Source organism: Salinimonas sediminis (genome assembly GCF_003429285.1).
Lineage (GTDB): Bacteria > Pseudomonadota > Gammaproteobacteria > Enterobacterales > Alteromonadaceae > Alteromonas > Alteromonas indica.
The window spans coordinates 3375129-3400092 of record NZ_CP031769.1 but is presented as its reverse complement, the minus strand read 5'-3'; the positions used below and the strand labels follow the sequence as shown (position 1 = coordinate 3400092).

Below are 24964 nucleotides of genomic sequence, written 5' to 3'. Positions count from 1 at the left end.
TGCGGGCGTACCAATGATGAATAATTAATTGGAGGTTTCAATGGTAGCACGTACCCTGAAATTGGATATTAGTGACGGTACCTGGATGGTTAACGTCATCGATGACCATAATGATGATGGTAAATACGAGCTGTTACACCCGCACAAAGAGGCGCAAATACAGGTAGATGAAAACCACCTTCAAGCGCTTGAGTACAATATTGTAGCCAGCGCGGGTACGCGCTACAAATTAACGCTGGATGACGCGATATTAGCTGAAGGTGAGGTAGGGGACAGCGGCGTAGCCAACGGGCGGGGCGTAGTGTAATTATCGAAACACGTCTATTGCCCTGTGCATACCCAGCCGGGTTTGCTGCGCACCAAGTTAGATAGCCCCAAAAAAGCCACACTGGGTGTGGCTTTTTTGGGTAGCTAATCAGCTTAATAACACGGTTTAACAATGCATTGACTGTCTTACTCAGCTACTGCGCCTATGCGTTGTAATTCGCCGCCATGGCATGACGCCTGCGGCGTAAAGCGTATTGTAAAGATTTAGGATAACCGAGCTTTAAAGTCGGCATAGGTAAACTGACGGACTAGCTCAAATTCATCATTTGCACGCAAGATACCAATTGACGGATGTTCCACCCCGTTAAAAAACGACGTTTTGACCATGGTGTAATGCATCATGTCTTCAAACTGTAAACGATCGCCCGGTTGTAAGGGGGCATCAAATGAATATAAATCAATGACATCGCCAGCCAGGCACGAATTACCCCCTAGCTTATAGTCGTAGGCTTTCTCACCTGGCAAGCCTGCATGGGTAATCGCAGGTCGGTACGGCATTTCCAGTACATCTGGCATGTGAGCGGTCGCAGAAATATCCAAAATGGCAATTTTTCCGTCATTTTCTACAATATCCACCACCTCAGCAATTAAGGGGCCGGTTTGCCAAGCCACGGCTGAGCCAGGCTCTAAAATGATATCCAGATGCGGATAGCGCTGCTTAAAGTCAGTTAAAACCGCAATAAGATGAGCCACATCGTAGCCCTGGCGTGTCATCAGATGCCCACCACCCAGGTTAAGCCATTTTAGCTGGCCGAGCCACGGTCCGAAGCGCTGCTCAATAGCATTAAGTGTACGCTCTGTGGCGTAGGAATCACATTCGCATAAATTATGACAATGGAAACCTTCGATACCAGTTAAATCAGCGTCATTCAATTCGCTGGCCCGAATCCCCAGCCGCGAACCTGGTGCTGCCGGATCGTACAGCGGCGTATCAGCTTCTTGATGCTCGGGGTTAATCCGCAAGCCCAGCGACACGCCCGGTAATGCCTCACGATAAGCGCTGAACTGGCTTAAGCTGTTAAACGACAAGTGATTGACCAGGTCGGCCAGTTGCGCAATATCAGCTTGCTTATAAGCTGGCGCGTAAGCATGCACTTCTTTGCCCATCTCGCTAGCCAGTTTGGCTTCCCATACTGAGCTGGCCGTGGCGCCATGTAAGTAAGGTTTGATAATTTCAAAGCTCGACCACATGGAAAAACCTTTCAGCGCCAGAATAATTCTGGCGCCCGATTCATCCTGCACCCGCTTCATCAGCTCAAGATTCGCCACCAGGCGTGCTTCTTCAAGTACATAACACGGCGACGGTATCTCACTGCGCTGGGTTAAATCAGTCAAGGCTATTCTCCTGCCTTAGCGGGTAAAAGGGCTGCTGTCACACTCCAGCACGTGCCACGGTAAACCATGTTTGTTCAGCTCATCCATAAACGGGTCTGGATCAAACTGTTCCATGTTCCAAACGCCCGGTTCTTTCCAAACCTTATTAAGCATCAACATTGCACCAATCATTGCCGGTACACCCGTAGTGTAAGATACCGCCTGGGCACCTACTTCTTCGTTTGTTTTGGCATGGTCGCAATTGTTGTAAATAAAGATGGTTTTTTCCTGACCGTCTTTCATACCCGTGATATAGGTACCAATACAAGTCATTCCGGTATAGCCTTCAGCCAACGAGCCGGGGTTGGGCAATACCGCTTTTAAAAACTCCAGCGGAACAATTTTTTGGCCTTGGTAGTCAATTGGCGCAATACTGGTCATGCCGATACCTTCCAGTACCCGCAGATGGTTAAGATAGGCATCACCAAAGGTCATCCAGAAGCGGGCCCGCTTAAGGGTAGGGAAGTGTTTTACGATGGACTCAAGCTCTTCGTGATACATCAGATAAGACGGTCTGACGCCAATATTCTGATAATCAAGATCTTCGCGCACGCTCAAAGGATCGGTTTCTTTCCATTCACCTTCTTCAAAGAACTTTCCACGTTGGGTAATTTCGCGGATATTAATTTCCGGGTTGAAATTAGTCGCAAAGGCCTGACCGTGGTCGCCGCCGTTACAATCAACAATGTCCAGATAGTGAATTTCATCAAAGTAGTGCTTAGCTGCATAGGCAGTGAATACATTGGTCACACCGGGATCAAAACCAGAGCCCAATAGCGCCATAATGCCGGCGTCTTTGAACTTATCCTGATACGCCCACTGCCAGCTGTATTCGAACTTTGCTTCATCTTTCGGTTCGTAGTTAGCGGTATCCAGGTAATCCGTACCGGTAGCCAGACAGGCATCCATAATAGGCAGGTCCTGATACGGTAAGGCAAGGTTAATTACCAGATCGGGTTTAACCTCGTTAATCAGCTTTTCAACTTCGCTGGCATTATCCGCATCCACAGCGAATACCGCCTTAACGCGATCTTCACCAACTTCTTTTTGCAGGGCTTCGCATTTGGAAACAGTACGACTGGCCAGGAAAATTTCGTCAAATTGCTCCGGTAAGCGGGCACATTTTTTAACGGTTACTGCTGCGACGCCGCCGGCGCCAATGATTAATACTCGAGACATAAGTCAGTTCCCAAGGTGTTGAAATTTGCGCTGAATCCTAGCAGACATCATTAAATTGGCAAGCAAAGTTGATGTCTGCGGCGATGAATTTTTATTGACAGCGGGCCCTGCCGTAAGGGCAGAGTATGCCACTCTTAGCCGTAGTTTACCCTATACAAACCTGGTGTGTGAAACCATCCCGGCTCACAAACGTTTAGCCCCCCTCGCTTGACAGGGGGGGCGTTACGGCTAATTAGCCAATGGCGGAGATACGACAATTTTTTTACCCACCCGAAAGTAGGGATAAAGCAACATGACTTCTTCGCCATCCGGGCTGGACGCATTGATTGCAATTGCATCAAGCTTTTCGTGATACTCGGTTTGCACGGTGGCGGCATATACCAGCACACTATAACTGTGAGAATCAGTGGTGGTGTCGATAATTCGCCATTGTAACTGCTCAATCAGATAGCTTTCGTTTTGATATTTAAGCTGTTCATCAGTAAACAAACAGCCAATTTTGCCGTCTTCATAAATTGCTGCAAATGGATAAATTGCCTGACAATGGGGAAGCATCAACTCGCACAAAGATAATGCACGGGTAACCAAAAGCTGCAATGGCTGAGATAGTTGTGTCGGACCATTTATCACGGGAAAAACCTCCTGTGCCCACACCGGCAGACGGTGGCACGGTAAAACTGTTATAAGTTGATAGGTAACGCATGATGTATACAACACCTTGCCTGCCGTCCCTTTTGAACGAAAAAAACGCCGGCTAAGATCACCTTCTGGCCCCTTGTAAACCACCGGTATGCACCAAAACAATTCGACTGCCAGGAGTAAAATCGCCTGCTGCCAGTTTTTTTCTGATACCCATAAATAACTTACCCGAGTAGACCGGCTCTACGGCAAGGGCATACTGGCACTGCAGGTCGCTACAAAATTGAGTTAGCTCGGGGCTGGTTTTTGCATAGCCTTGACCGCAGTGGGCGTGATCTATATGCCAATTTGCGGGTGCGTGCGGGCTCAGGTTTTCTACCAGGGTTTCCAGATATTTCTGGCCTTTGAGCACTGCAATACCTAACGCCTGTTCGCGGCCTTGCAATGCAGCCGCAATACCGGCTAGCGTGGCGCCGCTAGCCACCGGGCAGGCAATATGATCAAACGTCGCCAGACCCCCGCGAATTTCCTCAACCAATTGGCTCATTCCCGTGAGGGCTTCTTGGGCACTGCCGCCTTCCGGTATCACCAGGGCCTCAGGGTAACGCTGTTGCAGCGCCGCCAGATATGGTGCTTCGCTGCGTTGCCGGTAGTCGGTCTTATTAACATACGATAAGTCGGTGCCCCATTGCATCAGGTCGCGCAACATCGGGGTGGGGTTATGCTGATAATGCCCCCGTACTATCGCCGTAAACCGAATATCGGCAGTATGACAAAGAAAGCCCAAGGCATGGAGATGGTTAGAGAACCCACCACCAAAACTGATAATATGGGCGGGCAAAGCGCCCATCCGGTCTGCATAACTGCCCAGTACAGCGGACAGTTTGCGCCATTTATTACCCGACACAATAGGGTGGATTAAATCATCACGTTTAATCCATAGCTCTACCTGCTCTGCGCCGACCCAGTCAGGCTGAAAACGCTGTAATGGGCTGGGCAAACAAGTCTCGCCGAAGGAAAACACAGAAGAACGAAGAGGTTGGTTTGGCATACCGGATAAACCGCCAGGTTTACAAATTTGTAATCCATGATCATAAGGCCAGTTACCAAGGTATTCAAAGAAAACCGAAAATAAGGAAAGGTTATGCGCTGGAGCCTGCTGTTATGCAGTTTAGTCAGTTTTTATAATGTTGCGGCGGTACCTGACCCCGTCGCCGATGCATTGAATGCGCCTGCGCAGATCGGGGAGGCTCGTTTCACCTATTATCTGTGGGACGTGTACGACGCCACTTTATACAGCCCTCAAGGTCAGTGGAAGAACCAACCGCCCTATGCATTGAATTTAACTTATTTACGGGATTTAAAAGGCGAGAAAATAGCGCAACGCAGCATCGACGAAATTAAGAAGCAAGGTTTTGACGATGCAGAGAAGTTAGCAATATGGCGCCAGAAAATGACGCAAATATTTCCAGATGTGCATGAAGACGACGAACTGCTGGGTATTGCAGTTTCGGCGCAAACTACCCGGTTCTACCATAATGGTAATTTAATTGGCACTGTAGATGATAGCGAGTTTACGCGGTGGTTTTTTGCTATTTGGTTGAGCGAAAACACGTCAGAACCGGAATTTCGTCAAAAGCTTCTTAGTGGGGTAGAGCAATGAAAACAAAAGTGATTATGGCCAGTGCATTGATGGGAGCGTTATTAATAGGCGGGTGCGCCAGCGGGCCGGAGGGCAAAACATACCAACAGGTTCAGCCGGCGCTAGATCTTGAAACATTTTTCACCGGAGAAGTAAAAGCGTGGGGGATAGCGCAAAACCGGGGCGGTGATGTAGTGCAGCGGTTTAAGGTGGATATAAATGGCGCGATGGAAGACGGTACGCTGGTGATGCGTGAAACCTTTAATTACGGGGTAGGCGAAGGCCCACTGCAGCGAACCTGGAAAATCACGCCTCAGGGCGCTAACAACTATGTGGGGCGAGCCGGTGATATTGATGGGCCTGCGCAAGGTATCAGCTATGGCAATGCATTTAACTTCACCTACGAGATGGATTTACCGGTAGATGACACCACGTACCATGTAAGTTTTGATGATTGGTTCTTTGCCTTTGATGATACAACCCTGATGAACCGTTCTTATATTAAGAAGTTCGGTATTGTGGTGGCTGAAGTCACCATCTTTATGCAAAAACAATAAGCCATCACGGGTGTGTTGGCTCTATGTCGCATATCCGGCAATATGCCCACTTTGCCAAGCGTCATAGCAATAACAGGTTACGGCGGAACGCGCGACTAGCGCGCGTGTAGGCATTGGTTACTGCCGGTTCATTATCGTTTTAGAACGTACTGGCCCGGCTAATTTGGCTAGGCAGGTGCCACAGGAGTCTTTGCTAGTTGCGACCAGATCTACGTGCAGCTAGGGGAACGAAGCTGTGGGCAATGTAAGGCGCCGCGTTAGCTTGCGTACGATTAACTTACTGGAGATTCCCGAGCTGAAGATTAACGTGTGTGAGAGGTAACTGAGCAAGTCGCGTCGCCCCTGGTAATTCACTTTTCATTTAGCGACTAGTAGTGAATCAGTAATTACCCGCTGGGCAAAGGTAGCGCGGGTGATGCAAAGGATACCGTCACCCCAAAACCACTGCCGGTGAGTAACGGATCGGGCGTATAATAAATGCTGGCATCATGTAAGTCAGCCACTGCTTTTACCATTGATAAACCTAAGCCATTTCCTGCCGTCGTGCGGCTTTGTTGGGCACGATAAAAGCGCCGGGCAAGCTGGGCGTAATGCTTATCCTCGAGCCCTACACCGCTATCATTGATACTGACGTAAAAGCCTTGCGACATTACCCCAAGGTGCACTTCTACCCTGGCCCCATCACCAGCATACTTCACCGTATTGTCCAGCAGGTTAGCTACCATTTGAAACAGTAAATTGGGGTCGCCGTGTAAGTGTACCGGCGTAATGTGGGTAACCAGTTGCATGGAGTGCTCTTCCAGATAGGGTTCGTACAGGTCTACTACATCGGTTACCACATCGGCCAGATTCACATCGGTAAATCCCTGACGCTGGCGTTTACTTTCTATATCCGCAATACGTAATAAACCGCTGAACATACCGAGCAGGTTGTCTGCCTCAGCTTGCGCCTGGCCCTTTATATCGCCATCTGGAAGTCGGTCAAGCCGTGAACGAAGCCGGCTTAGCGGGGTGCGCAAGTCGTGGGCGATATTATCGGTTACAGATTTAATATTTTCTACCGAGTGCTCTATTTTATCCAGCATACGGTTAAGTACCACGGCTAATTTACTCAGGTCATCCCAATTGCTATCGATATCCAGACGCTCCTTTAGATTTCCCGTCTGCATTATCGAGTCCGCTGTTTGCGACATACGGTTAATCCGGTTTACCACATAGATCGCCACCCCGAAGCTCAACCCCGAGATACAACCTAATATTGCCACAAATACCCAGCTAAAAGACTGGCCTATCCATTGTGCGGTGTATAAGTCTTCGATGTCTCGGGCAATGAATAAACGGCTGCCATCACTAAAGGTGACATCTTTAAATAATACGGCTCTCGGCGCGGTATCCTGGGTAGCCCCAGCCAACATTTCTGCACTAAAAACCAGCTGAAAAAAGTCGGTATTCTGCGGTACGGCAATACCATCAAGTGAGCTAAGATTACCCGCCAAAAACTCGCCATTGGCACTTTGCAGGCTAACCAGAGTGGCTGTGGCCGAGAAAGGGTTTTTATTGATTGCGTCTATCAGACCTTGACGGCCATTGTTCTGATACCAGGCCTGATAACCCCAAACCTGGGCATCGACAGCTGCGCGCGCTTCACGTAGCAAGGTTTCTTCATTCGATAGCGACCACACATAAACAACAAATGCCATGGCAGCACTGGAAAGCAATGTCAGTAGCGCACCTACCCGAAAACTGGAGCTTCGGGTAAATGTGCGTATGGCGATCACGCCAGATTTTCCGCTATGCGGTACCCTGTTCCCCGAACGGTTTCAATTAACGGTACATTAAACGTTTTATCTACTTTTTGCCGTAAGCGGCTAATATGTACGTCTATTACATTGGTTTGCGGGTCAAAGTGATAATTCCATACATGTTCAAGTAACATGCTGCGGGTAACAACCTTACCGCGGTTACGCATCAGGCATTCAAGTAACTGAAATTCCTTGGCCTGCAATTCAATTTCAGTATCACCACGGGTGACCTTACGGTTCAGTAGATCTAAGGTCAGGTCGCCTACTTTGAGGGCGGTAGTGGTATCCTGTACCCGGCCGGCTAGTCCTTCTATTCTGGCGAGCAGCTCTTCTACAGCAAAGGGCTTGGTCAGATAGTCATTAGCGCCCGAGCGCAACCCCTGCACCTTGTCTTCTACCTGGCTTTTGGCGCTGAGTAACAATACCGGTGTTTGGTTTTCTTCTTCACGCAAGGTTTTCAAAACGGCTATACCGTCGGCCCCGGGAAGCATAATATCCAGTACTATAATATCAAATTGCCCGGACCGCGCAGTGTCTAAGCCGGTTGCGCCATCGGTTACCATAGTGCATTCATGGCCGGCTCCTGTGAGGCTATTGTGAACGTGTTCAGCTACCGTTTTGTCATCTTCTATTATCAACGCTTTCATGATTAGTAAATCTTCCCGTGGGCCAACATTCCGTTTGGGTACTTCGTCATATGTACTACATGTTAAAGCGTGTAAACCGATCACTTTATGCACACTAATTACAGGGGGCAGGGCCTGGCTTATTGGGTGCTATAGCTACTCTCGGCTAAAGCGCATTTTAGCGTTGTAAGGGGTGAAGTTCTGTACTTCTCCGCGCTGGGCAATCAATTGTACTTCGCGCCAGTAGGTGGGTGTCATCAAATCGCCGTGTAACGATTTAAGCAATGCCTTCAGATGTTTTTTGCCTACAATAAAATGTTCAAACTGCTCGGGGAAAACATCATTTGGGGCCACTGACAGAGTGTCGATAGCGTAGGGGTCGTCTGATTTTGGCAGGGCGCGAAAGTGCCTGTCTTTCATCAGGCATATCTCATCATAATCATAAAAAATAACCCGGCCCTGGCGGGTCACGCCAAAGTTCTTATGTAGCATGTCACCAGGAAAAATATTCGCCAGAGCAATTTGTTTAATACACAAGCCGAGTTCATCAATCGCCTTGTGTATTTTATCCGGATCGGTTTCCTGCTCCAGATACAGATTGAGCGGTGTCATTTTCCGCTCAATATACAAGTGTTTGATGACCAGTTCATTCTCAGTAAGTTCGATACTGGAGGCGCAGGTTTGCTGAAGCTCTTCCACCAGTTGCGGCGACATTCTATCAAGTGGAAATCTGAAGTTAACGTATTCGTGGGTATCTGCCATTCGTCCTACCCGGTCGGACATTTTCACCAGTCGATAGCAATCTTTCACGTGTTGGCGGGTAATTTTTTTGCTTTCAGCAAATTCATCTTTGATGATTTTGAATACTACGCCGTACGACGGCAGATGAAATACCATCATAACTAAACCGCGAATTCCCGGCGCGGCTTCAAAAGTATCGTCAGATCGTTCTAAATGGCGCAGAAAATTACGGTAGAAAACCGTTTTACCGTGTTTGAAGTGACCTAGCGCCATATACAGTTCAAAATGCTTTTTATTTGGAAGTAACTCTTGTAAGAAAGCGGTGACCTCGGCAGGGTGAAGGGTATCGGCCATAAAATAAGCGCGGGCAAAACCAAAAATTACGCTTAAGTCCTTCCTGTCGGTCAGCAAGGCATCGACAAATATTGCCTGCTGCTGATTGGTTTGCAGTGCAATAACAAAGGGCAAGGTTTCATCGGGCATACAAATACGGCCCACCACATAGGCCGCCTTTGAACGGTAGAAAACGGGCTTTAACATCTCCACCGCAGTAACATTGGCTAACTGCTGGGTAGAAAGCCGCTTGCGCAGGGCGGTTTCCAGGTTAGCTAAATCCCGCGTAAAATTTTCAAATGGCACATTAAACCGGTATACCTTGAAGAGCGCCTCGTACATTTGTTTTACCGTGGTCGCCGGGTCAAAGCTGTTAATGACCTTGTGCCGATCCTGACCCGGTAAAAAGCAACGGCTGGGAAGTACAAACATCAGGGTGTCGTCAATCTTGCGGTGGCGGAATATCCGCCCGATAACCGAGTTATAAAATGTTTCGGCCAGCTCAAACTGGGGATGACCTTCTAACAAGCGGGCATAGGCCGCTTTCATAGCTTGCCAGAATGCATCATTTTGTTGCTGCACAGCCACATCGTGGTAAATATCCGCTACGGCATCGGCCAGGCTGGTTTCGTAAATAGTAATGCGCTCTTTTACCGCGCTTTGGGTTTGTTGCCACTGGCCTTTTTCAAAACGCTCCTGCGCGCCGCGGGTAATCCGGGAAAACCAGCGAAAGCTCTGATCAAAATGCTGAATAATCCGATAGGCAATACGCCCGGCCAGGTCTTGTTCGCTCACGTTGATTCCTTCTTATACCAGTAATAGTAGGGCGATAGCAGATAGCCTTTAGATGTATAATCCCGCCCATTCAGGCTTTCCATCGTGATTTAATACACCCAGCGCAATTGTCTGGTTATCCGCTTTATACTTCACTGTAGCGCGCTGCCATGCTGTTGCCTAGTGTAACGGGCTATCGCAGGCCAGCATCCAATGGCGACGTAATCATTTACCCTGCGCATAGCAAACAAGCCTATAGCGTAAGCGCGGGTTGTCTGGGGGCGATAAAGCCGCCTGGCGCTAAGGGTAAAGCAAGGGCGAAGTATGTGAGGACTTGAGAGTACCTATGCGGTATGCCAGCGCAATAAGGCCATAGTAACCACAGCATAATGCAGGCGAGAGCGGGTGCGAGAAAGGGCAGTGCAGGAGAGTGCCTGCACTGCTTCTTCGCCTAATGGGTGGGCATTAAATAAATTTCGCGTACGCTATTGCGCTGATTCGCGTCAATCGCAAAAACCACGGCATCGGCAACATCCTGCGGCTGCAGTTTGTCAGCTTTGTCTTCTTCAAAGAAAGGAGTATTTACCACACCAGGACATATGGTGGTGCAGCGGCCACCCCACTGTTTCATTTCTTCGGCCAGATTCTGGCCAAAACCGTAGGCAAACCATTTTGATGCCCCGTAAATAGACCCTTCAATAGGACGACGACCTGCCGCAGAGCTGGTCAGAATAAAATGCCCCTCGGAGCTGCGTAAATGGGGCAGGGTAAGCTGTGCAGTCCATAAAAGTGCTTTGATATTAATGTCAATTAACTGGTCCCACTCTTGTGGGTCGCCGTTTTCCGTACCCGCTTGCGATACTCCCTTGCCGGCATTGGCAAATACCGCATCAATGTGGCCATAGTGTTCCAGTGTTTGTTTAACCACTTGTTGCTGTTCAGTATAGCTGGTGGCATCTGCCACGAATGCCACAGCATTATCGCTACCCAGCTCGTCTACTAACTTTGTAAGTTTATCGTCGCTGCGGGCGGTCAGGGCTACTTTATGCCCGGCTTTTACCAGCGCTTGAGCGGTGGCTTTGCCGATGCCGCTGGAGGCACCGGTGATCAGTACAGTTTTGCTCATTATAGGTTACCTTATAATTATGTTAAAAATTAGCCTGCGCGGGTGTCACCGCCTAATAGAGTGATCACCTGGCCGGTGAGATAGCCAGAATCCGCATTTGAGGCCAGATAAACATACGTTGGGGCGATTTCCTCTGGCTGGGCAGGGCGGCCATAAGGCGTTTTACTACCGAACTGTTTGGTACTTTCGCGGCTGCGTTCTGCCGGATTTAAAGGCGTCCACACCGGCCCTGGGGCTACGCAATTAACCCGAATGCCACGCTCTACCATGTCTTGGGCGAGCGTTTTGGTAAACGCATGAATCGCGCCTTTTGTTGACGAGTAATCCAATAAACCTGATGAGCCTTCAAGGCCGGTAATCGAACCGGTATTAATTATTGTCGCCCCCTCTTTTAAATGGCTCAGGCTGGCTTTAACCATTCTGAAATAACCATAAATGTTGGTTTGAAACGTTTTATCCCACTGCTCAAAGGTTAGTGACTCAATGTCGCTGACGTGGTTCTGAAAGGCAGCGTTGTTAACCAGAATATCCAGTTGACCAAACTTATTAAGGGTTTCCTGCACAACATTTTCACAACTTTCCGCGCGGGTTACATCGCACGATAGCATTTGTGCCTGGCCGCCTAATTGTTCGATATATTCAACCGTCTCGCGGGCATCCTGCTCTTCTTCGGGTAAGTAGGTAATTGTAATTTTTGCGCCTTCGCGAGCAAAGAGTACAGCCACCGAGCGGCCTATTCCGGAATCGCCACCGGTTATCAGCGCAACTTTATTTTCAAGTTTACCGGCCGCTTTGTAATGCTCACCAGCAAAGACCGGGCGCGGGTCCATGCTGTGTTCCTGTCCTGGTAGCTCACCGGTTTGTTGGGGTGAAAACGGCGGGGTTGGGTAGTTATTATCAGCCATGTGATGAGTCCTCTTAGTTACCATGTGCTTAGCAAAATGCATGGGCTATTCCAGCTTTGCCAGAGATGGCAGAGAGAGGACAAAAAATTGCTGATAAGAACGTTTGGCCGGTTAGGACAGGGGGAAGCCGGGAGGTGAAAAGCACTCACCGCAAACAGAGGGATGTAACGGGCTTAATCAGGCAGTCAGCGCTTGTCCTGCACGGGAGGTAAGCTTAGGCTGGCAAGGACGGCGTTTTTATCCAGGCTATCATTTTCACCAGCGTGTTTTATTGCATTGACTATAGCAGTATAAAGGGTTGCCTGGCGTTCATACTGATTGGCCTCAGTGGAGGAAAACCGCAATGCTAAATAGTAAAGCACAGACATGTCCATAGCACTAAGCAAGGTAGAAGAGTGGGTTATGTCCAGGGAACATAGCAAATGATAAGCCACTCGACGCCGCCAGGCTAACACATACGACTCGAAACTGGCTGCAAATTCCATGGTCGCCACAAATTGAAACACAGCGCAGGTAGGGCGGTGCGTTAGCAGCAAGTCGGTGACCACAAACAGAGATAATGGTAGCTGCTCAAAGGCCTCGCCCGCCGAATATTGGTGAGCGTTGGTAAGTTGCATGGCCGGAAAATAATTATCGGGGTGGGGAGGGCTGTACTCATACCAAAACCCACCACATAGGGTAGAGATAAATGCCTCACATTCATCCAGCAATGCGTTGCTGGGCGTAGAATGATCACAGAGTATAGTGGCCGGATGATGGGTTAGCCAGGCGTGAACAAGGGGAAAGTCTGCCGATAGGGCTTGATACAAGGCGCTCGCCTGTTCTTCTGCGAGTTGGCGCGGGAATGACTTGTTCAACCATTGGTGCTGGAATGCGCTAAGCGGGAAATGTTGCTGTGCTTGCAACAGCAGCCAGGGGGCTAAAGCTGCATCGGGGGCATGACGTGCTACATAGGCCAGCCCGCCATCGGCAGTTGTGGTTAATTCGGTCATGGCATGAGCATGAAGCAATGTGTCAAACATTGGCTCATTTTCAAGCCGTGTAATGTCGAATTGCCCTTGCTGCCATGCCTTGAAGCTGACCGGCTCAATACACAAACCGCACATAAGACACCCTGGATTGTTTATCGCAAAACAGCAGTATAAACCATAACGGGCCTATCCTGGAGACAACTTATGCTTTGCTCATGGCCGCGACGCTGATCGGCGTGAACGCACCGCACGTGTACGTTAGATTATGACCAACATAGGTTTTGGTGGCGCCGGTAAAATAGCGTAGAGCTCACTTTGGAATAGTCGTTAAAAAAGTACAATGTAACGGTCTGCTACTTAGCCTGGCTTATACCAAATGTGTAAGATGACAGCACTGGCGGCAATACAAAATAAATTCATCCCGATGACTGGCCGAAACAAAGCTCAACGGGTGTGTAAGCATAGGCAGCCTATATGTTAAGGCATTTCGGGCGGAAGAAAGAAAGGCTTGGTTGGCGACGCGCGAAAACACCGAAACTAATTTAGCGGCTATATGGTAATAGGTTTTCAATCAGCCCAGTAGTCGGCGCCCAGTGCCGCCCATAGGGTATATCATAACGCGTCGAGCATATCGTTAGCTGGGTGGCGTAGGTTTAGTCGTCGCGAGTGAGAACTTCAAGTAGCTCTATTTCAAATAGCAGGTTACTGTTCGCTGGGATCATCTCGCCAATCTGCCGGTCGCCATAAGCCAGTTCAGCGGGCACCCATAGTTTTCGTTTCCCCCCGGTTTTCATTCCCTGCAGGCCAATAAACCAGCCTTGTATCACTTTATTCTTTGATAGCACCGTTTGAAATGGCTGGCCTTTAGCATACGATGAATCAAACTCACTACCATCTTCTAAAAAGCCGCGATAGTGCGCGGTAATTAACGCACTTTTTTCGGCAGCTTTACCGGTACCAATGGTTATATCTTCAATTTTTACTGTTGTACTCATAGGGCTTATCCTGTGAAAAAGCTTATCGGCAGCACCCCATGTTGTGTTGAATAACACAGAGCATGGAAGCCAAAAGTGAAAAAGATTAAGTGTAACCCGAATTACCGCTAGCCAGCCAGGACTCGGTGCCGGTACGGGCGTTTACCAACGGCTCACAGACAGGCTTAGGTAGTGGGGGCTTTCTGGCACTACGACAGCGATAGCTGATGGGGCAAAAAGGCCAGCCTTCATGGTTCATTGACGGAAGGAGCAAAGCAATAACCAAGGTGCTAGCCTCATTTGGCTAAAGATCCTATTTGGCTAAAGCCATGATCTGGTTGGACTGGCTAAATATGTTAGAGTTATTTCCCCCTCCTACAGTTTACGTGTAAGCAAACCGTAGTGGTTTTGCACCTGTGCTTAGGTTTCGGTTGCGGGTTCTTTATCGGGCTATCTGGGCCAGCAACGCTTCAGCGCAAAAAAGCCAGCTCACAGGATGCTTAACCCACATAAAAGTACGGTGTGTAATGGCAAGGCCAGGGTCGCTCGCAATCTGGTTTATGCCAGCTGACTTCGCTACAACATGGCATCTATTAAACAATACTCTTTATATTAATGTTGCGGTTGCGAGCTAAACATTCCCCGAGTATACCGATTCAGAAAAAACTGCAGCAGCTTTAGAATAGTTGCCCCACCATACCTTAGTAAAAACCAGGCAGCAGTACCTGGCTACTTAAGTTTGACGCCTTGTGTGACCGAATGTTGTGGGGCATCGTAAGCCCGTTTGGGCGCACAATTTGAGGTTGCTGCCCTTTCGAATAAACATATTAACTTTCAAAACGTTAAGCTACTTCAGCGGGAATATTTTTAGCGTATTTTTACCTCTGAATTCAGCGAAACCGTGAAAATAAAAGCCTGCCGAGATCGCGTACACCTACTAATTCCATGAATCTAAAGGATTTCCCGCAAACGGTAAAATGCCCATCCAGAATGGACATGATCACACTGTTTGCTAAAATTTACACAAAGGCGGTTGACATATAGACGTCTATACGGCAAATTGAACCCATGAAAACAATAACAAGCACCACCGGCATGATTATGATTACCACCTCTTTGAGGGCGGTTGCTGGTTAGTGCATGTTAGACGCAAATACCAAAAAACCCGCCCTCACCGAGAGCGGGTTTTTTTTTAACTTAAAGCTGCAAAAATTGATGTAGTTAACCCAATCAATAAGGAGCAACAAATGAAAGTGTTAAAGTTTGGTGGATCTTCTCTGGCCGATGCACAGCGATACCTGCGTGTGACCGAGATTAGCATTTCCACCCACCAAACCGACGGCGCTGCCGTGGTGCTCTCTGCCCCCAAAGGAGTGACTAACGCACTCTCCCTGTTATGTGAACAGGCCGCAGCAGATCAGGATTTTCTACCACTATTTGAAAAACTCGAAACGCTGGTCACCGGCATTGCTGCCCAGCTTAACGATATATTATCGGGCTTCGACTACGACGCGGTGGTAGCATTTATTGATAACCAGCTGGCCAGCCTTAAAAAGCAGCTTGATGGCATTCGTCTACTGGGTTGTGCTCCCGACTCAGTAACAGCTGGCTTACTCAGTATTGGCGAATACATTAGTGTCACTTTGTTTAGCGGTATCTTAAGTGCCAAAGGTATTACCAACCAGATAATCGATCCGGTGGAATACGTGCGGGCTCAGGGAGATTATCTTGATAGTATTGCCGATGTGGCATTAAGCAAAGCGAACTTCAGCGATATTGTTGCCGATGGTAGTGTCTTTTTGGTCATGCCTGGTTTCGTAGCCGCTAACGAAGTAGGCGAGAAAGTTACCCTCGGGCGCAATGGTTCAGATTATTCAGCCGCTATTCTTGCTGCCTGTATCGGGGCTAAAGCCTGCGAAATCTGGACGGATGTAGATGGCGTGTACAACGCGGATCCGAATCAGGTTGAAGGGGCCGTTTTACTGGATAAGCTAACCTATCAGGAGGCCATGGAATTATCGTACTTTGGCGCCAAGGTATTGCATCCTAAAACCATCGGACCTATTGCTCAGCACCATATTCCCTGCCTTATCCGTAATACGCTAAACCCAGCCGCACCGGGTACCTTAATATCTAATGAAGCCAGCGAAACCTGGACCTCGGTAAAAGGTATTTCCCAACTAGATGACATTACTATGTTCAATGTCGCCGGTCCCGGCCTAAAAGGAATGGTGGGTATGGCAAGCCGGGTGTTTGAGGTCATGTCGAACGCCAATATTTCTATTTCATTGATTACCCAATCCAGTTCTGAGTACAGCATAAGCTTTTGTATTCAAAACAAAGATGCCGACAAAGCACTGGCGTTGTTAGAAGATGCCTTTACGTTAGAGCTGCAAAACCAGCTTCTTGACCCGATAGAAGTGCGCCGCGACTTGGCAATTGTCACTTTGGTGGGCGATGGTATGCGCCATACGAAAGGCCTGGCAGCACGGTTTTTCAATTCTCTGGCGCAAGCCAGGGTCAATAATGTGGCAATAGCCCAGGGCTCATCAGAGCGTTCAATATCCACGGTTATCGAAGCAAAACGCGCTAAAAAAGCAGTTCGGGTGATTCACCAGAACTTCTTCTCAAACCGTCATACTATTGATGTGTTTTTGATTGGTTGTGGCAATGTAGGCCAGGAATTACTTGGCCAAATTTCTCGCCAGCAACCGGCATTGTTAAAGCGAAATATCCAGTTACGGGTGTACGGGATTGCCAATAGCCGCAAATTACTGCTCAATCCGAATGGTATTGACGTGGGTAACAGCTGGGCCGAAGAGTTAGCCGCCAGCGACCAATCATTTTCGGTTGAGCAGCTGCATGACTTTGTTAATCACAACAGCCTGGTTAATCCGGTGATTGTGGACTGTACCAGCAGTGCAGGTATCGCTGCGCAGTATGTAGAGATGCTGGAACAAGGTTTTCATGTGGTGACGCCGAACAAAAAAGCCAACACCGATACGCTTACCTATTACCGGAAACTACGCAAAACTGCGCTACAAACCAACCGCCAGTATCTGTACGAAACCACGGTAGGTGCAGGCTTACCGGTTATTGATAACCTACAGAAACTGTTTAGTGCAGGCGATGTATTGCATCGGTTTGAGGGTATCTTATCCGGTAGCCTGTCGTATGTGTTTGGTAAGCTTGAAGAAGGCATGAGTTTGTCTGAAGCAACCGAAACTGCCCGCAAAAACGGCTATACTGAACCTGATCCGCGGGATGATCTTAGTGGCATGGACGTAGCGCGAAAGCTATTAATTATGGCACGTGAAGCTGACCTTGAGTTGGAGCTAAGTGATATAACCATTGAATCAGTGCTGCCAGCAGGCTTTGCTGAGGAATGCTCAGTCGATGAGTTCATGCAACGGTTGCCCGAGCTAGATGATAGTTTTGGAGAAAAAGTCAGGCAGGCGCAAAACGATGGCAAAGTGCTGCGCTATATCGGCAGTATTGAAGATAATCAATGCCGGGTTACCATTCAGGCGGTGCCAGCCAGCCATCCACTGGCCGCCGTAAAAGACGGCGAAAATGCACTGGCTATCAGCAGTGACTATTACCAGCCTATTCCCTATGTCATTCGTGGTTACGGGGCAGGTGGAACGGTCACCGCGGCGGGAGTGTTTGCTGATATCCTTCGGACCATGCCCTGGAAACAAATGGCCGGCTAGCCGGTAGGACTCAATAATGAAAAATAAAACAATAGCGTACGCCCCAGCTTCAATCGGTAATGTCAGCCTGGGATTTGACGTGCTGGGGGCGGCGCTGGAGCCAGTTGATGGAACCGCGCTGGGTGATGTGGTGGAAGTGCAGCAAGCTGACGCTTTTGCGCTTCATGTGGCCGGCCCCTTTGCGCACAAACTGCCCGCGGATGAGAACACCAATATTGTCACCCACTGTTACGAACACTTTATCGAAGCGTGCGTAAAATACGGCCATGCTACCCATCCACTGGCAATGACACTGCATAAAAACTTGCCTATCGGAAGCGGGCTAGGTTCCAGTGCAAGCTCTATCGTAGCGGCTTTTCATGCACTCAATGCACATTTCGATTCGCCATTTAAGCAAGATGAATTATTGCATATGATGGGCGAGCTAGAAGGGCAAATCAGTGGCAGTATTCACTACGACAATGTTGCCCCGTGCTATCTTGGCGGGATGACATTGATGACCGGCCAGTCATCGCCCGTCACCGTTGCCTTACCTTTAATGGAAAACTGGTACTGGGCTATTTGTTACTCAGGCATTAGCGTATCCACCTCAGCGGCGCGGGATATTTTACCCAAGACGGTGGACTTACCTGACGCGTTGACATTTGGGCGCCAGCTTGGGGTGTTTGTTCATGCGCTCTATGCCAATAATGAGCAACTGGCTGCCAGTGTGATGCAAGATGTGATTGCTGAGCCGTATCGCAAATCACTATTGCCAGGATTTGATGAGGCACGTGCCTATAGCATGGAGCATGGCGCGCTGGCATTTGGCATATCGGGCTCTGGCCCAACGGTGTTTGCGGTATGCCGCGACCAAGCACAGGCTCAGCATATTGCTGCCTGGTTAGACAACAATTATAAGCAAAACGAAGATGGCTTCAGCCATGTTTGTCGTATCCCGCAGGCGGGTGTACAACAACAGCAAGGGTAAAATATTGTGGAACTAGTAAATTTAAAGGACGCAACCGATACAGTGTCATTTGCACAAGCCGTAAAGAAAGGCCTGGGCAAACATCAGGGGCTGTATTTTCCGACCGCTATTCCTAAGCTAACTGATGTAGAATCACTTCTGGCTAAGCCATTTGTAGAACGCAGCATAGAGATTCTGCATACGCTTATAGGCGATGAGCTGGGTGCCGGTGTGTTAGATGAAATTGTAGAGCAAGCATTTAACTTCGCCGCTCCGGTAGAGAAAGTCACCGACGATATATATACGCTGGAACTCTTTCATGGCCCCACGCTGGCCTTTAAAGATTTTGGCGGCCGCTTTATGGCGCAGGTGCTGGCGCGTATTTCGGCTGGGCAACCGATAACCATTCTCACCGCAACCTCAGGTGATACAGGCGCTGCCGTCGCCCAGGCATTCCATGGTATCAGTAACATTAACGTGGTTATATTGTTCCCTAAAGGAAAAATCAGCCCGTTGCAGGAAAAGCTGTTTTCAACCTTAGGTGGCAATATCCATACGGTAGCCATTGAAGCCGATTTTGATGCCTGCCAGTCGCTGGTTAAACAGGCTTTTGACGATCCTGATGTTCGCGACGGGTTGCATCTCAATTCTGCCAACTCAATAAATATCAGCCGTTTACTGGCACAGGTATGTTATTATTTTGAAGCTCTTAGCCAAATTCCGGTAGCCGAACGCGAGCAGCTGGTGGTCTCGGTACCCAGCGGTAATTTTGGCAACCTGACGGCTGGTATGATTGCTAAAGCAATGGGGTTACCTATAAAACGGTTTATTGCGGCGACTAACCTTAACGACACCGTGCCGCGTTATCTGAAAACCGGTGAATGGGATCCAAAAGCAACAGTTGCGACCATCTCTAACGCCATGGACGTCAGTCAGCCTAACAACTGGCCGCGTATCGAGGCATTAATTGAACAGGGCTATATAGACAAAGCCTGTTTGCGTGGCGAATCCGTAGACGAACAATACACCCAGATTGCCATGCGTCAGTTAGCGCAGGCAGGCTATACCAGTGAGCCCCATGCGGCTATCGCCTTTCGTTCGCTAAGCCACGGGCTGGAAGAAGGTGAAAAAGGACTGTTTTTAGGCACCGCGCATCCGGCCAAATTTCGCGAAACGGTCGAAAATGTATTAGGCCAGCCTATCAGCTTGCCACGAGAGCTTGCTGCGGTGGCCACCGAAGATAGCCTGGCGGTGGATTTAGAGCCAAGTTACGAGGCATTAAAAGCCCACATGCTTGCTCTGTTGCAAACCCAATCGTGAAGTGGCATGACGTATTGGGCCCGGAGAAGGAAAAACCTTATTTCCAGGCCCTGATGGAGCGTGTAGAGGAAGAAAGGGCGGCGGGGAAAGTGGTATACCCACCCCGTGAACAGGTATTTAATGCCCTTAAATTCACTGAGCTTAGCGATGTAAAAGTCGTAATGTTGGGCCAGGATCCCTATCACGGCCCTAACCAGGCTCACGGACTATGCTTTTCAGTATTGCCCGGTATTAAACCGCCGCCTTCACTGAACAATATATATAAAGAATTAGCCGCCGATATTGCCGATTTTGCCGTGCCGGCTCACGGAACGTTATCCAGTTGGGCCGAGCAGGGGGTATTGATGCTAAATACCGTATTAACAGTAGAACAGGGTAAGGCCCATAGCCATGCAAAATTTGGCTGGGAAACCTTTACTGACGCGGTGATAGACGCGGTCAATCAGCATCTTGAAGGTGTCGTGTTCTTGTTATGGGGCAGTCATGCGCAAAAAAAAGGTGCAGGTATTGATACCGCCCGTCACCATGTACTTACCGCACCACATCCCTCACCCTTGTCGGCCCATCGCGGCTTTTTGGGGTGCCAGCACTTTAGCCAGACCAATCGCCTGTTAGAGGCGCAAGGTAAAACCCCTATTACCTGGCAGGTATAGTACTCCCTCACTATCTGACTTCCCTTTCAGTCCTGCGCCGGCTACTAAGCCTGCGCAGTTTTTTATTCAAGCCCAGGCCTACACGGCAGGTTTTTGCTCGGGCAATGGGTCGCAACTTTGCCGGTAATACTATCCAGGCTTAACCGAGCGTTATTTGACCGGGGGCGAACACCGCTAGCGCATTAATGCAAAGGGTAAACGCAATGGTTTCAAAACTACAGATACAGTATTGCGGTAAAAGATAATATGATGCTGTAAGCGATACGGTCCATCTACAGTGTGAATAGCCGGATATCCTAGCCCTATTTACGGCCACGCCTGTTGCATGCGGTTAACCGCCGTGCGTAGTGTTAGCAAGTAGCTGTGAGTAAGTATAAGTACCCTGAGTTTACCCTACAGTGACGTTCTACCCCTTATCTCCAGCGTTATCTTTAGCGGTGATCTGTGCATCTTTGCAGGGGCATACGTATTATATACGATGCAGCATTGCCTACGCAGCCTGATCCAATCGTGGTGTGCTTTCGGACACGCGGGGCTCTCTATTATCAAGAGTGAACCGAGAGAGAGTCGAGAGTGAACCGAGAGTGAGTCGCTAACCACCTGAAGTAGCATAAATCAGCATTGCCTACGCAGCCTGAGCCGAGTTCGGTGTGCTTTCGGTCACGCGGGGGCTCTATTATCAAGAGTGCACCGAGAGTGAGCCGAGTGTGAACCGAGACCGAGTCGCTAACTACCTGAAGTAGCATAAAACAGCATTGCCTACGCAGCCTGAGCCGAGTTCGGTGTGCTTTCGGACGCGGGGCGCTCTATTATCGAGGGTGAGTCGAGAGTGAGCCGAGTGTGAACCGAGACCGAGTCGCTAACCACCTGAAGTAGCATAAATCAGCACTGCGACAGGATATAGGGGCGTAAGCGTCTGTCTTTACCCAATAAAAGCCAGCCCCAGTATCTCCAGGTAACGCAACTATGACCGAAACGAAAAACGGCCATCTTATGCAGATGGCCGTTTTTTGTGTTTATCGTTCCATTGTTTCCAGTTCGTACTCGAAACTATAGTCAATCTCGGCGAGCTCTTTTTCCAGTCTGAATCTATCTTGCAGCGCTTCTATTTCTCTCCACTTCCGCTTTTTACTTTTTGTTTTCGCTGGAGTTGCTTCGATATCTAACATAGTAAATAGATCTGACTTATCCACGAGGATCTCCTTAATGGTACCACTTACAACAGTGACAGAGTGAAACGTAAATCCCTCTGTCCATTTTTGTATCATAGCCACAACGAAAATAAAATAAGAAAGTTTACTTTTTATTAACAAATTGTGACGGTTCAATGACAATAGTGGTGTTCATTCAGGGTAGATAAGTGCGGCTGGAAGGCCCAGCCGCGATATAGATTATCGAAGTATCAGAGATGCACCTATGGCAACAGCCTATTTTGGTGCATTGGCAGAGCGGAATTTAGCGATGAGTTGTTGGGTAGACACATCAAACTGACTTTCTTGTGCGTTCCCTTGAATCCCATCAAGCACTTGATTACCAAGCTCTTTTCCTAATTCCACACCCCACTGGTCAAAGGAGTTCACCTGCCAGATTACGCCCTGAACGAACACTTTATGTTCATACAAAGCAACCAGCGCGCCAAGTGTTACCGGATCCAGTTTTTCGAACAATAATGTGTTGCTGGGCTTGTTGCCTGGCATCGTTTTATGTTGTGCAATATGCTTACGGGTATCCTCATCCAAGCCTTCATCAGCCAGGTCTGTATAGCACTCATCAAAGGTTTTACCCTGCATAAGCGCCTGGGCCTGGCCAAAGCAGTTAGAAGCCAGCATGGCATGATGCGTATCGTTCTGGTTAGGTACGTGCAGCGGTAACATGAAGTCGGCAGGAATCAGCGACGTCCCCTGATGAATAAGCTGGTGAAAGCTATGCTGGCCGTTGGTCCCTTCACTACCCCAAATAATTGGGCCGGTGGCGTAATCCACCACGTCACCCTGTTTGGTAACTTGCTTACCATTACTTTCCATATCAAGCTGTTGCACATAGGCAGGTAATCCGCGCAGGTAATGATAGTAAGGCAACATCACTGTTGACTGCGCATCAAAGAAATTGCGGTACCAAACACCCAGCATCGCCATAATAACGGGCAGGTTGCTCTCTAATGGTGCATTCTTAAAATGCTTATCCATTTCATGCGCACCTTCCAGTAAGCCCTTAAAATTATCAAAACCCAGGCTCAGGGAAATCGGCAAACCAATAGCTGACCATAAAGAATAACGACCGCCTACCCAGTCCCACATGGGAAAGATATTTTCTTCGGCTATGCCGAAGTCGGTGGCAGCTTTTACATTTGAAGATACGGCAACAAAATGTTTGGCAATGTCTTCTTGGGTGCCACCAGCAGATAAGAACCATTGTTTAGCCGTTTGGGTATTCTGCAGCGTTTCCTGCGTCGAAAACGACTTGGAAGACATGACCACCAAGGTTTCTTCGTGATCCAGGCTGCTTAAAACATCATGTATATGACAACCATCGACATTGGCAACAAAGTGCACTTTTACCGCATCACTACGGTAAGGCTTGAGTGCCTCGGTCATGATCTTTGGCCCCAGGAACGAGCCGCCAATACCAATCGCTACAACCTGTTTTACCGGTTTACCGGTATAACCCAAATGAGACCCAGAATGGACTGTTTCGGTAAATTTCTGAATCTTATCCAGCGTTGCCTGCACCTCGGGCATTACATCTTTGCCGTCTACCATCACGGGTTCACCGGAGAAGTTTCGGAGCGCGGTATGCAATACAGCACGGTTTTCGGTGCTGTTGATATGCTGGCCACCAAACATAGCATCGCGCTGTGCCGACAGCCCTTGAGCTTCCGCTAATTCAAACAGCGACGTCATCACTTCATCAGTTACACGGTTTTTAGAATAATCCAAAAAAATGCCGCACGCTTCGGCCTGCATTGTGTCGGCGCGCGAAGGGTCCTGGCTGAACCAATCCCGCATATGCGCGTCTTTAACCGATGCGGCTAACTCAGAAAGCCGGTGCCATTGTGGCTGGCTGGTCAGTGTGCTCATGATGATTTCCTATAGTTTAGTCAATAAAGCAAAAGGTTATGCTAAAAAGCATAACCTTTGAGGGGGGCATAAAGTGGTCGTATCAGTAAACTAGATATCCAGTTTTTCTTTTAGCGTGGTTTCCAGTTTGACCTGGTCAGCAGCAAAGTTACGGATACCTTCGGCCAGCTTTTCAGTTGCCATAGGATCTTCATTCATTTCCCAGCGGAACTGACTTTCGCTTATTTTAGCCCCGGGTGTTTCGCTGGCCCCTTCATCTTTCAATACGGCTTTTAGTTCAGCAGTTTCGTTGGCCAGTTCTTCCAACAGGGCAGGGCTGATGGTCAAGCGGTCACAGCCAGCCAGCGCCTGAATTTCACCAATATTACGGAAACTTGCGCCCATTACAATCGTGTCATAACCATGACGCTTATAATAATCGTAGATTTCAGTGACCGACTGCACGCCTGGATCTTCGTGTGAAGCGTATTCTTTTTTGTCGGTATTCTCTTTATACCAATCTAAAATACGGCCTACGAAGGGTGAAATCAAAAATGCGCCGGCTTCAGCACAGGCACGGGCCTGAGCAAAACTGAACAACAGCGTAAGGTTGCAGTTAATGCCTTTTTGCTCAAGTACCTCAGCAGCACGAATGCCTTCCCAGGTAGAAGCAATTTTTATCAGAATGCGCGATTTATCGATGCCTTCATCAGCATACAATTCAATAAAACGCTCGGCTTTAGCAATGGTGGCTTCGGTATCAAATGATAAACGGGCATCTACTTCGGTAGAAATACGTCCTGGCACAGAGCCTGAAATTTCTTTGCCGATAAGCACTGACAGTTTATCTGAGGCATCTACAAGTTGCTGGTCGGCATCTTTAGACTGTAATTTAGCCCATGCTACCGCATCATCAATAATTTGCTTGTAGTGTGGCAGGCTGGCTGCTTTTAATAGAAGAGAAGGGTTGGTAGTGGCATCGACAGGCTGATACTTCTTAATGGCTTCAATATCGCCGGTGTCAGCAACAACTGTCGTCATCTCGCGTAGCGCTTCTAACTGATTGCTCATAGTTCTCTCTGAATGTGGGAGTTAAAAAAATATACTGACGGGCCGTTTCATACATCACTATGACCTGTCAGAAAAAACTAAAGTTGCATCAGGGGATGCGTTTACTGTGTAGGGTTACTATGTCTGAAATATGAAACCAGATCGCAATTTTGCTTTGGTTATAGCAAACCGAAGCATGATTTAAAACACAAACCCGTTGATAGTTTATATGATTGGGGTAATTCGCCTGTAT

21 protein-coding genes are annotated in these 24964 nt (G+C 48.5%); 7 read left to right on the top strand and 14 right to left on the bottom strand.

The window, feature by feature from the left end:
* Nucleotides 1-40: 40 nt before the first annotated feature.
* A complete protein-coding gene (locus D0Y50_RS14980; RefSeq protein ID WP_108567488.1) occupies nt 41-307 on the top strand; it encodes a hypothetical protein in 267 nt (88 codons plus the stop codon).
* Nucleotides 308-531: 224 nt separating this feature from the next.
* On the opposite strand, the gene nspC is transcribed toward D0Y50_RS14980, so the two are convergent.
* The 4 genes from nspC to D0Y50_RS14960 all read right to left on the bottom strand — a co-directional run bounded on the left by nspC (nt 532) and on the right by D0Y50_RS14960 (nt 4570).
* The gene (gene nspC, locus D0Y50_RS14975) at nt 532-1662 is read right to left on the bottom strand and encodes a carboxynorspermidine decarboxylase (RefSeq protein WP_117317700.1); all 1131 of its coding nucleotides are present in this window, start codon (nt 1660-1662) and stop codon (nt 532-534) included.
* 15 nt (nt 1663-1677) lie between these two features.
* Nucleotides 1678-2880 (bottom strand): saccharopine dehydrogenase family protein, encoded by a 1203-nt coding sequence (locus D0Y50_RS14970; protein ID WP_108567490.1) that lies wholly within the window; start codon nt 2878-2880, stop codon nt 1678-1680.
* 228 nt (nt 2881-3108) lie between these two features.
* Nucleotides 3109-3510 (bottom strand): hypothetical protein, encoded by a 402-nt coding sequence (locus D0Y50_RS14965; protein WP_108567491.1) that lies wholly within the window; start codon nt 3508-3510, stop codon nt 3109-3111.
* Between the two features lie 130 nt (nt 3511-3640).
* Nucleotides 3641-4570 (bottom strand): 1-aminocyclopropane-1-carboxylate deaminase/D-cysteine desulfhydrase, encoded by a 930-nt coding sequence (locus tag D0Y50_RS14960; protein ID WP_117317697.1) that lies wholly within the window; start codon nt 4568-4570, stop codon nt 3641-3643.
* A gap of 93 nt (nt 4571-4663) precedes the next feature.
* On the opposite strand from D0Y50_RS14960, the gene D0Y50_RS14955 reads away from it, so the two are divergent.
* Entirely contained in the window at nt 4664-5182 is a 519-nt protein-coding gene (locus tag D0Y50_RS14955; protein ID WP_108567493.1) for a chalcone isomerase family protein, read from the top strand.
* Nucleotides 5179-5718: a DUF3833 family protein gene (locus D0Y50_RS14950; protein ID WP_117317694.1), complete on the top strand. Its 540-nt coding sequence runs from the start codon at nt 5179-5181 to the stop codon at nt 5716-5718. The genes D0Y50_RS14955 and D0Y50_RS14950 overlap by 4 nt, the downstream gene beginning before the upstream one ends.
* A gap of 386 nt (nt 5719-6104) precedes the next feature.
* Here the strand turns inward: D0Y50_RS14950 and D0Y50_RS14945 are convergent, their stop codons facing one another.
* The 7 genes from D0Y50_RS14945 to D0Y50_RS14915 form a co-directional block, all read right to left on the bottom strand.
* A complete protein-coding gene (locus tag D0Y50_RS14945) occupies nt 6105-7496 on the bottom strand; it encodes a sensor histidine kinase (protein ID WP_117317692.1) in 1392 nt (463 codons plus the stop codon).
* Complete coding sequence (locus tag D0Y50_RS14940; protein ID WP_117317690.1) at nt 7493-8167, bottom strand: response regulator transcription factor; 675 nt, start codon at nt 8165-8167, stop codon at nt 7493-7495. The genes D0Y50_RS14945 and D0Y50_RS14940 overlap by 4 nt, the downstream gene beginning before the upstream one ends.
* A gap of 135 nt (nt 8168-8302) precedes the next feature.
* On the bottom strand, nt 8303-10021 hold the full coding sequence (gene aceK / locus D0Y50_RS14935) for a bifunctional isocitrate dehydrogenase kinase/phosphatase (RefSeq protein WP_408640701.1): 1719 nt from the start codon (nt 10019-10021) through the stop codon (nt 8303-8305).
* 424 nt (nt 10022-10445) lie between these two features.
* Nucleotides 10446-11120 (bottom strand): SDR family oxidoreductase, encoded by a 675-nt coding sequence (locus D0Y50_RS14930; RefSeq protein WP_117317688.1) that lies wholly within the window; start codon nt 11118-11120, stop codon nt 10446-10448.
* Nucleotides 11121-11149: 29 nt separating this feature from the next.
* Nucleotides 11150-12025, bottom strand: coding sequence for an SDR family oxidoreductase (locus D0Y50_RS14925; RefSeq protein WP_108567499.1), 876 nt, complete (start codon nt 12023-12025; stop codon nt 11150-11152).
* A 185-nt stretch (nt 12026-12210) separates the two neighbouring features.
* Complete coding sequence (locus tag D0Y50_RS14920; RefSeq protein ID WP_117317686.1) at nt 12211-13131, bottom strand: hypothetical protein; 921 nt, start codon at nt 13129-13131, stop codon at nt 12211-12213.
* A 518-nt stretch (nt 13132-13649) separates the two neighbouring features.
* Complete coding sequence (locus D0Y50_RS14915; RefSeq protein WP_108567501.1) at nt 13650-13991, bottom strand: FKBP-type peptidyl-prolyl cis-trans isomerase; 342 nt, start codon at nt 13989-13991, stop codon at nt 13650-13652.
* Nucleotides 13992-15217: 1226 nt separating this feature from the next.
* Here D0Y50_RS14915 and thrA point away from each other — a divergent pair.
* From thrA to ung, 4 genes are read left to right on the top strand one after another with little or no spacing between them, the layout of a single operon-like run.
* Complete coding sequence (gene thrA, locus D0Y50_RS14910) at nt 15218-17683, top strand: bifunctional aspartate kinase/homoserine dehydrogenase I (protein ID WP_117317683.1); 2466 nt, start codon at nt 15218-15220, stop codon at nt 17681-17683.
* 16 nt (nt 17684-17699) lie between these two features.
* On the top strand, nt 17700-18653 hold the full coding sequence (thrB, locus tag D0Y50_RS14905; protein WP_117317681.1) for a homoserine kinase: 954 nt from the start codon (nt 17700-17702) through the stop codon (nt 18651-18653).
* A 6-nt stretch (nt 18654-18659) separates the two neighbouring features.
* The gene (gene thrC / locus D0Y50_RS14900; protein ID WP_117317679.1) at nt 18660-19952 is read left to right on the top strand and encodes a threonine synthase; all 1293 of its coding nucleotides are present in this window, start codon (nt 18660-18662) and stop codon (nt 19950-19952) included.
* Between the two features lie 53 nt (nt 19953-20005).
* Nucleotides 20006-20605: a uracil-DNA glycosylase gene (gene ung / locus D0Y50_RS14895; protein ID WP_408640700.1), complete on the top strand. Its 600-nt coding sequence runs from the start codon at nt 20006-20008 to the stop codon at nt 20603-20605.
* Nucleotides 20606-21621: 1016 nt separating this feature from the next.
* Here ung and D0Y50_RS14890 read toward each other — a convergent pair.
* The 3 genes from D0Y50_RS14890 to tal form a co-directional block, all read right to left on the bottom strand.
* A complete protein-coding gene (locus D0Y50_RS14890; RefSeq protein WP_108567626.1) occupies nt 21622-21798 on the bottom strand; it encodes a DUF3545 family protein in 177 nt (58 codons plus the stop codon).
* 234 nt (nt 21799-22032) lie between these two features.
* Entirely contained in the window at nt 22033-23682 is a 1650-nt protein-coding gene (gene pgi, locus D0Y50_RS14885; protein WP_108567506.1) for a glucose-6-phosphate isomerase, read from the bottom strand.
* Between the two features lie 90 nt (nt 23683-23772).
* Entirely contained in the window at nt 23773-24732 is a 960-nt protein-coding gene (tal, locus tag D0Y50_RS14880) for a transaldolase (protein WP_108567507.1), read from the bottom strand.
* Nucleotides 24733-24964: the final 232 nt, after the last annotated feature.

Bases quoted from the DNA above. Each gene is read 5' to 3' on its own strand.
- pgi (WP_108567506.1), bottom strand. From the start codon at position 23,682: ATGAGCACACTGACCAGCCAGCCACAATGGCACCGGCTTTCTGAGTTA.
- D0Y50_RS14920 (WP_117317686.1), bottom strand. From the start codon at position 13,131: ATGTGCGGTTTGTGTATTGAGCCGGTCAGCTTCAAGGCATGGCAGCAA.
- D0Y50_RS14940 (WP_117317690.1), bottom strand. From the start codon at position 8,167: ATGAAAGCGTTGATAATAGAAGATGACAAAACGGTAGCTGAACACGTT.
- D0Y50_RS14955 (WP_108567493.1), top strand. From the start codon at position 4,664: ATGCGCTGGAGCCTGCTGTTATGCAGTTTAGTCAGTTTTTATAATGTT.
- D0Y50_RS14925 (WP_108567499.1), bottom strand. From the start codon at position 12,025: ATGGCTGATAATAACTACCCAACCCCGCCGTTTTCACCCCAACAAACC.
- ung (WP_408640700.1), top strand. From the start codon at position 20,006: ATGGAGCGTGTAGAGGAAGAAAGGGCGGCGGGGAAAGTGGTATACCCA.
- tal (WP_108567507.1), bottom strand. From the start codon at position 24,732: ATGAGCAATCAGTTAGAAGCGCTACGCGAGATGACGACAGTTGTTGCT.
- D0Y50_RS14930 (WP_117317688.1), bottom strand. From the start codon at position 11,120: ATGAGCAAAACTGTACTGATCACCGGTGCCTCCAGCGGCATCGGCAAA.
- D0Y50_RS14915 (WP_108567501.1), bottom strand. From the start codon at position 13,991: ATGAGTACAACAGTAAAAATTGAAGATATAACCATTGGTACCGGTAAA.
- D0Y50_RS14980 (WP_108567488.1), top strand. From the start codon at position 41: ATGGTAGCACGTACCCTGAAATTGGATATTAGTGACGGTACCTGGATG.
- D0Y50_RS14970 (WP_108567490.1), bottom strand. From the start codon at position 2,880: ATGTCTCGAGTATTAATCATTGGCGCCGGCGGCGTCGCAGCAGTAACC.
- D0Y50_RS14960 (WP_117317697.1), bottom strand. From the start codon at position 4,570: ATGCCAAACCAACCTCTTCGTTCTTCTGTGTTTTCCTTCGGCGAGACT.
- D0Y50_RS14950 (WP_117317694.1), top strand. From the start codon at position 5,179: ATGAAAACAAAAGTGATTATGGCCAGTGCATTGATGGGAGCGTTATTA.
- thrB (WP_117317681.1), top strand. From the start codon at position 17,700: ATGAAAAATAAAACAATAGCGTACGCCCCAGCTTCAATCGGTAATGTC.
- thrA (WP_117317683.1), top strand. From the start codon at position 15,218: ATGAAAGTGTTAAAGTTTGGTGGATCTTCTCTGGCCGATGCACAGCGA.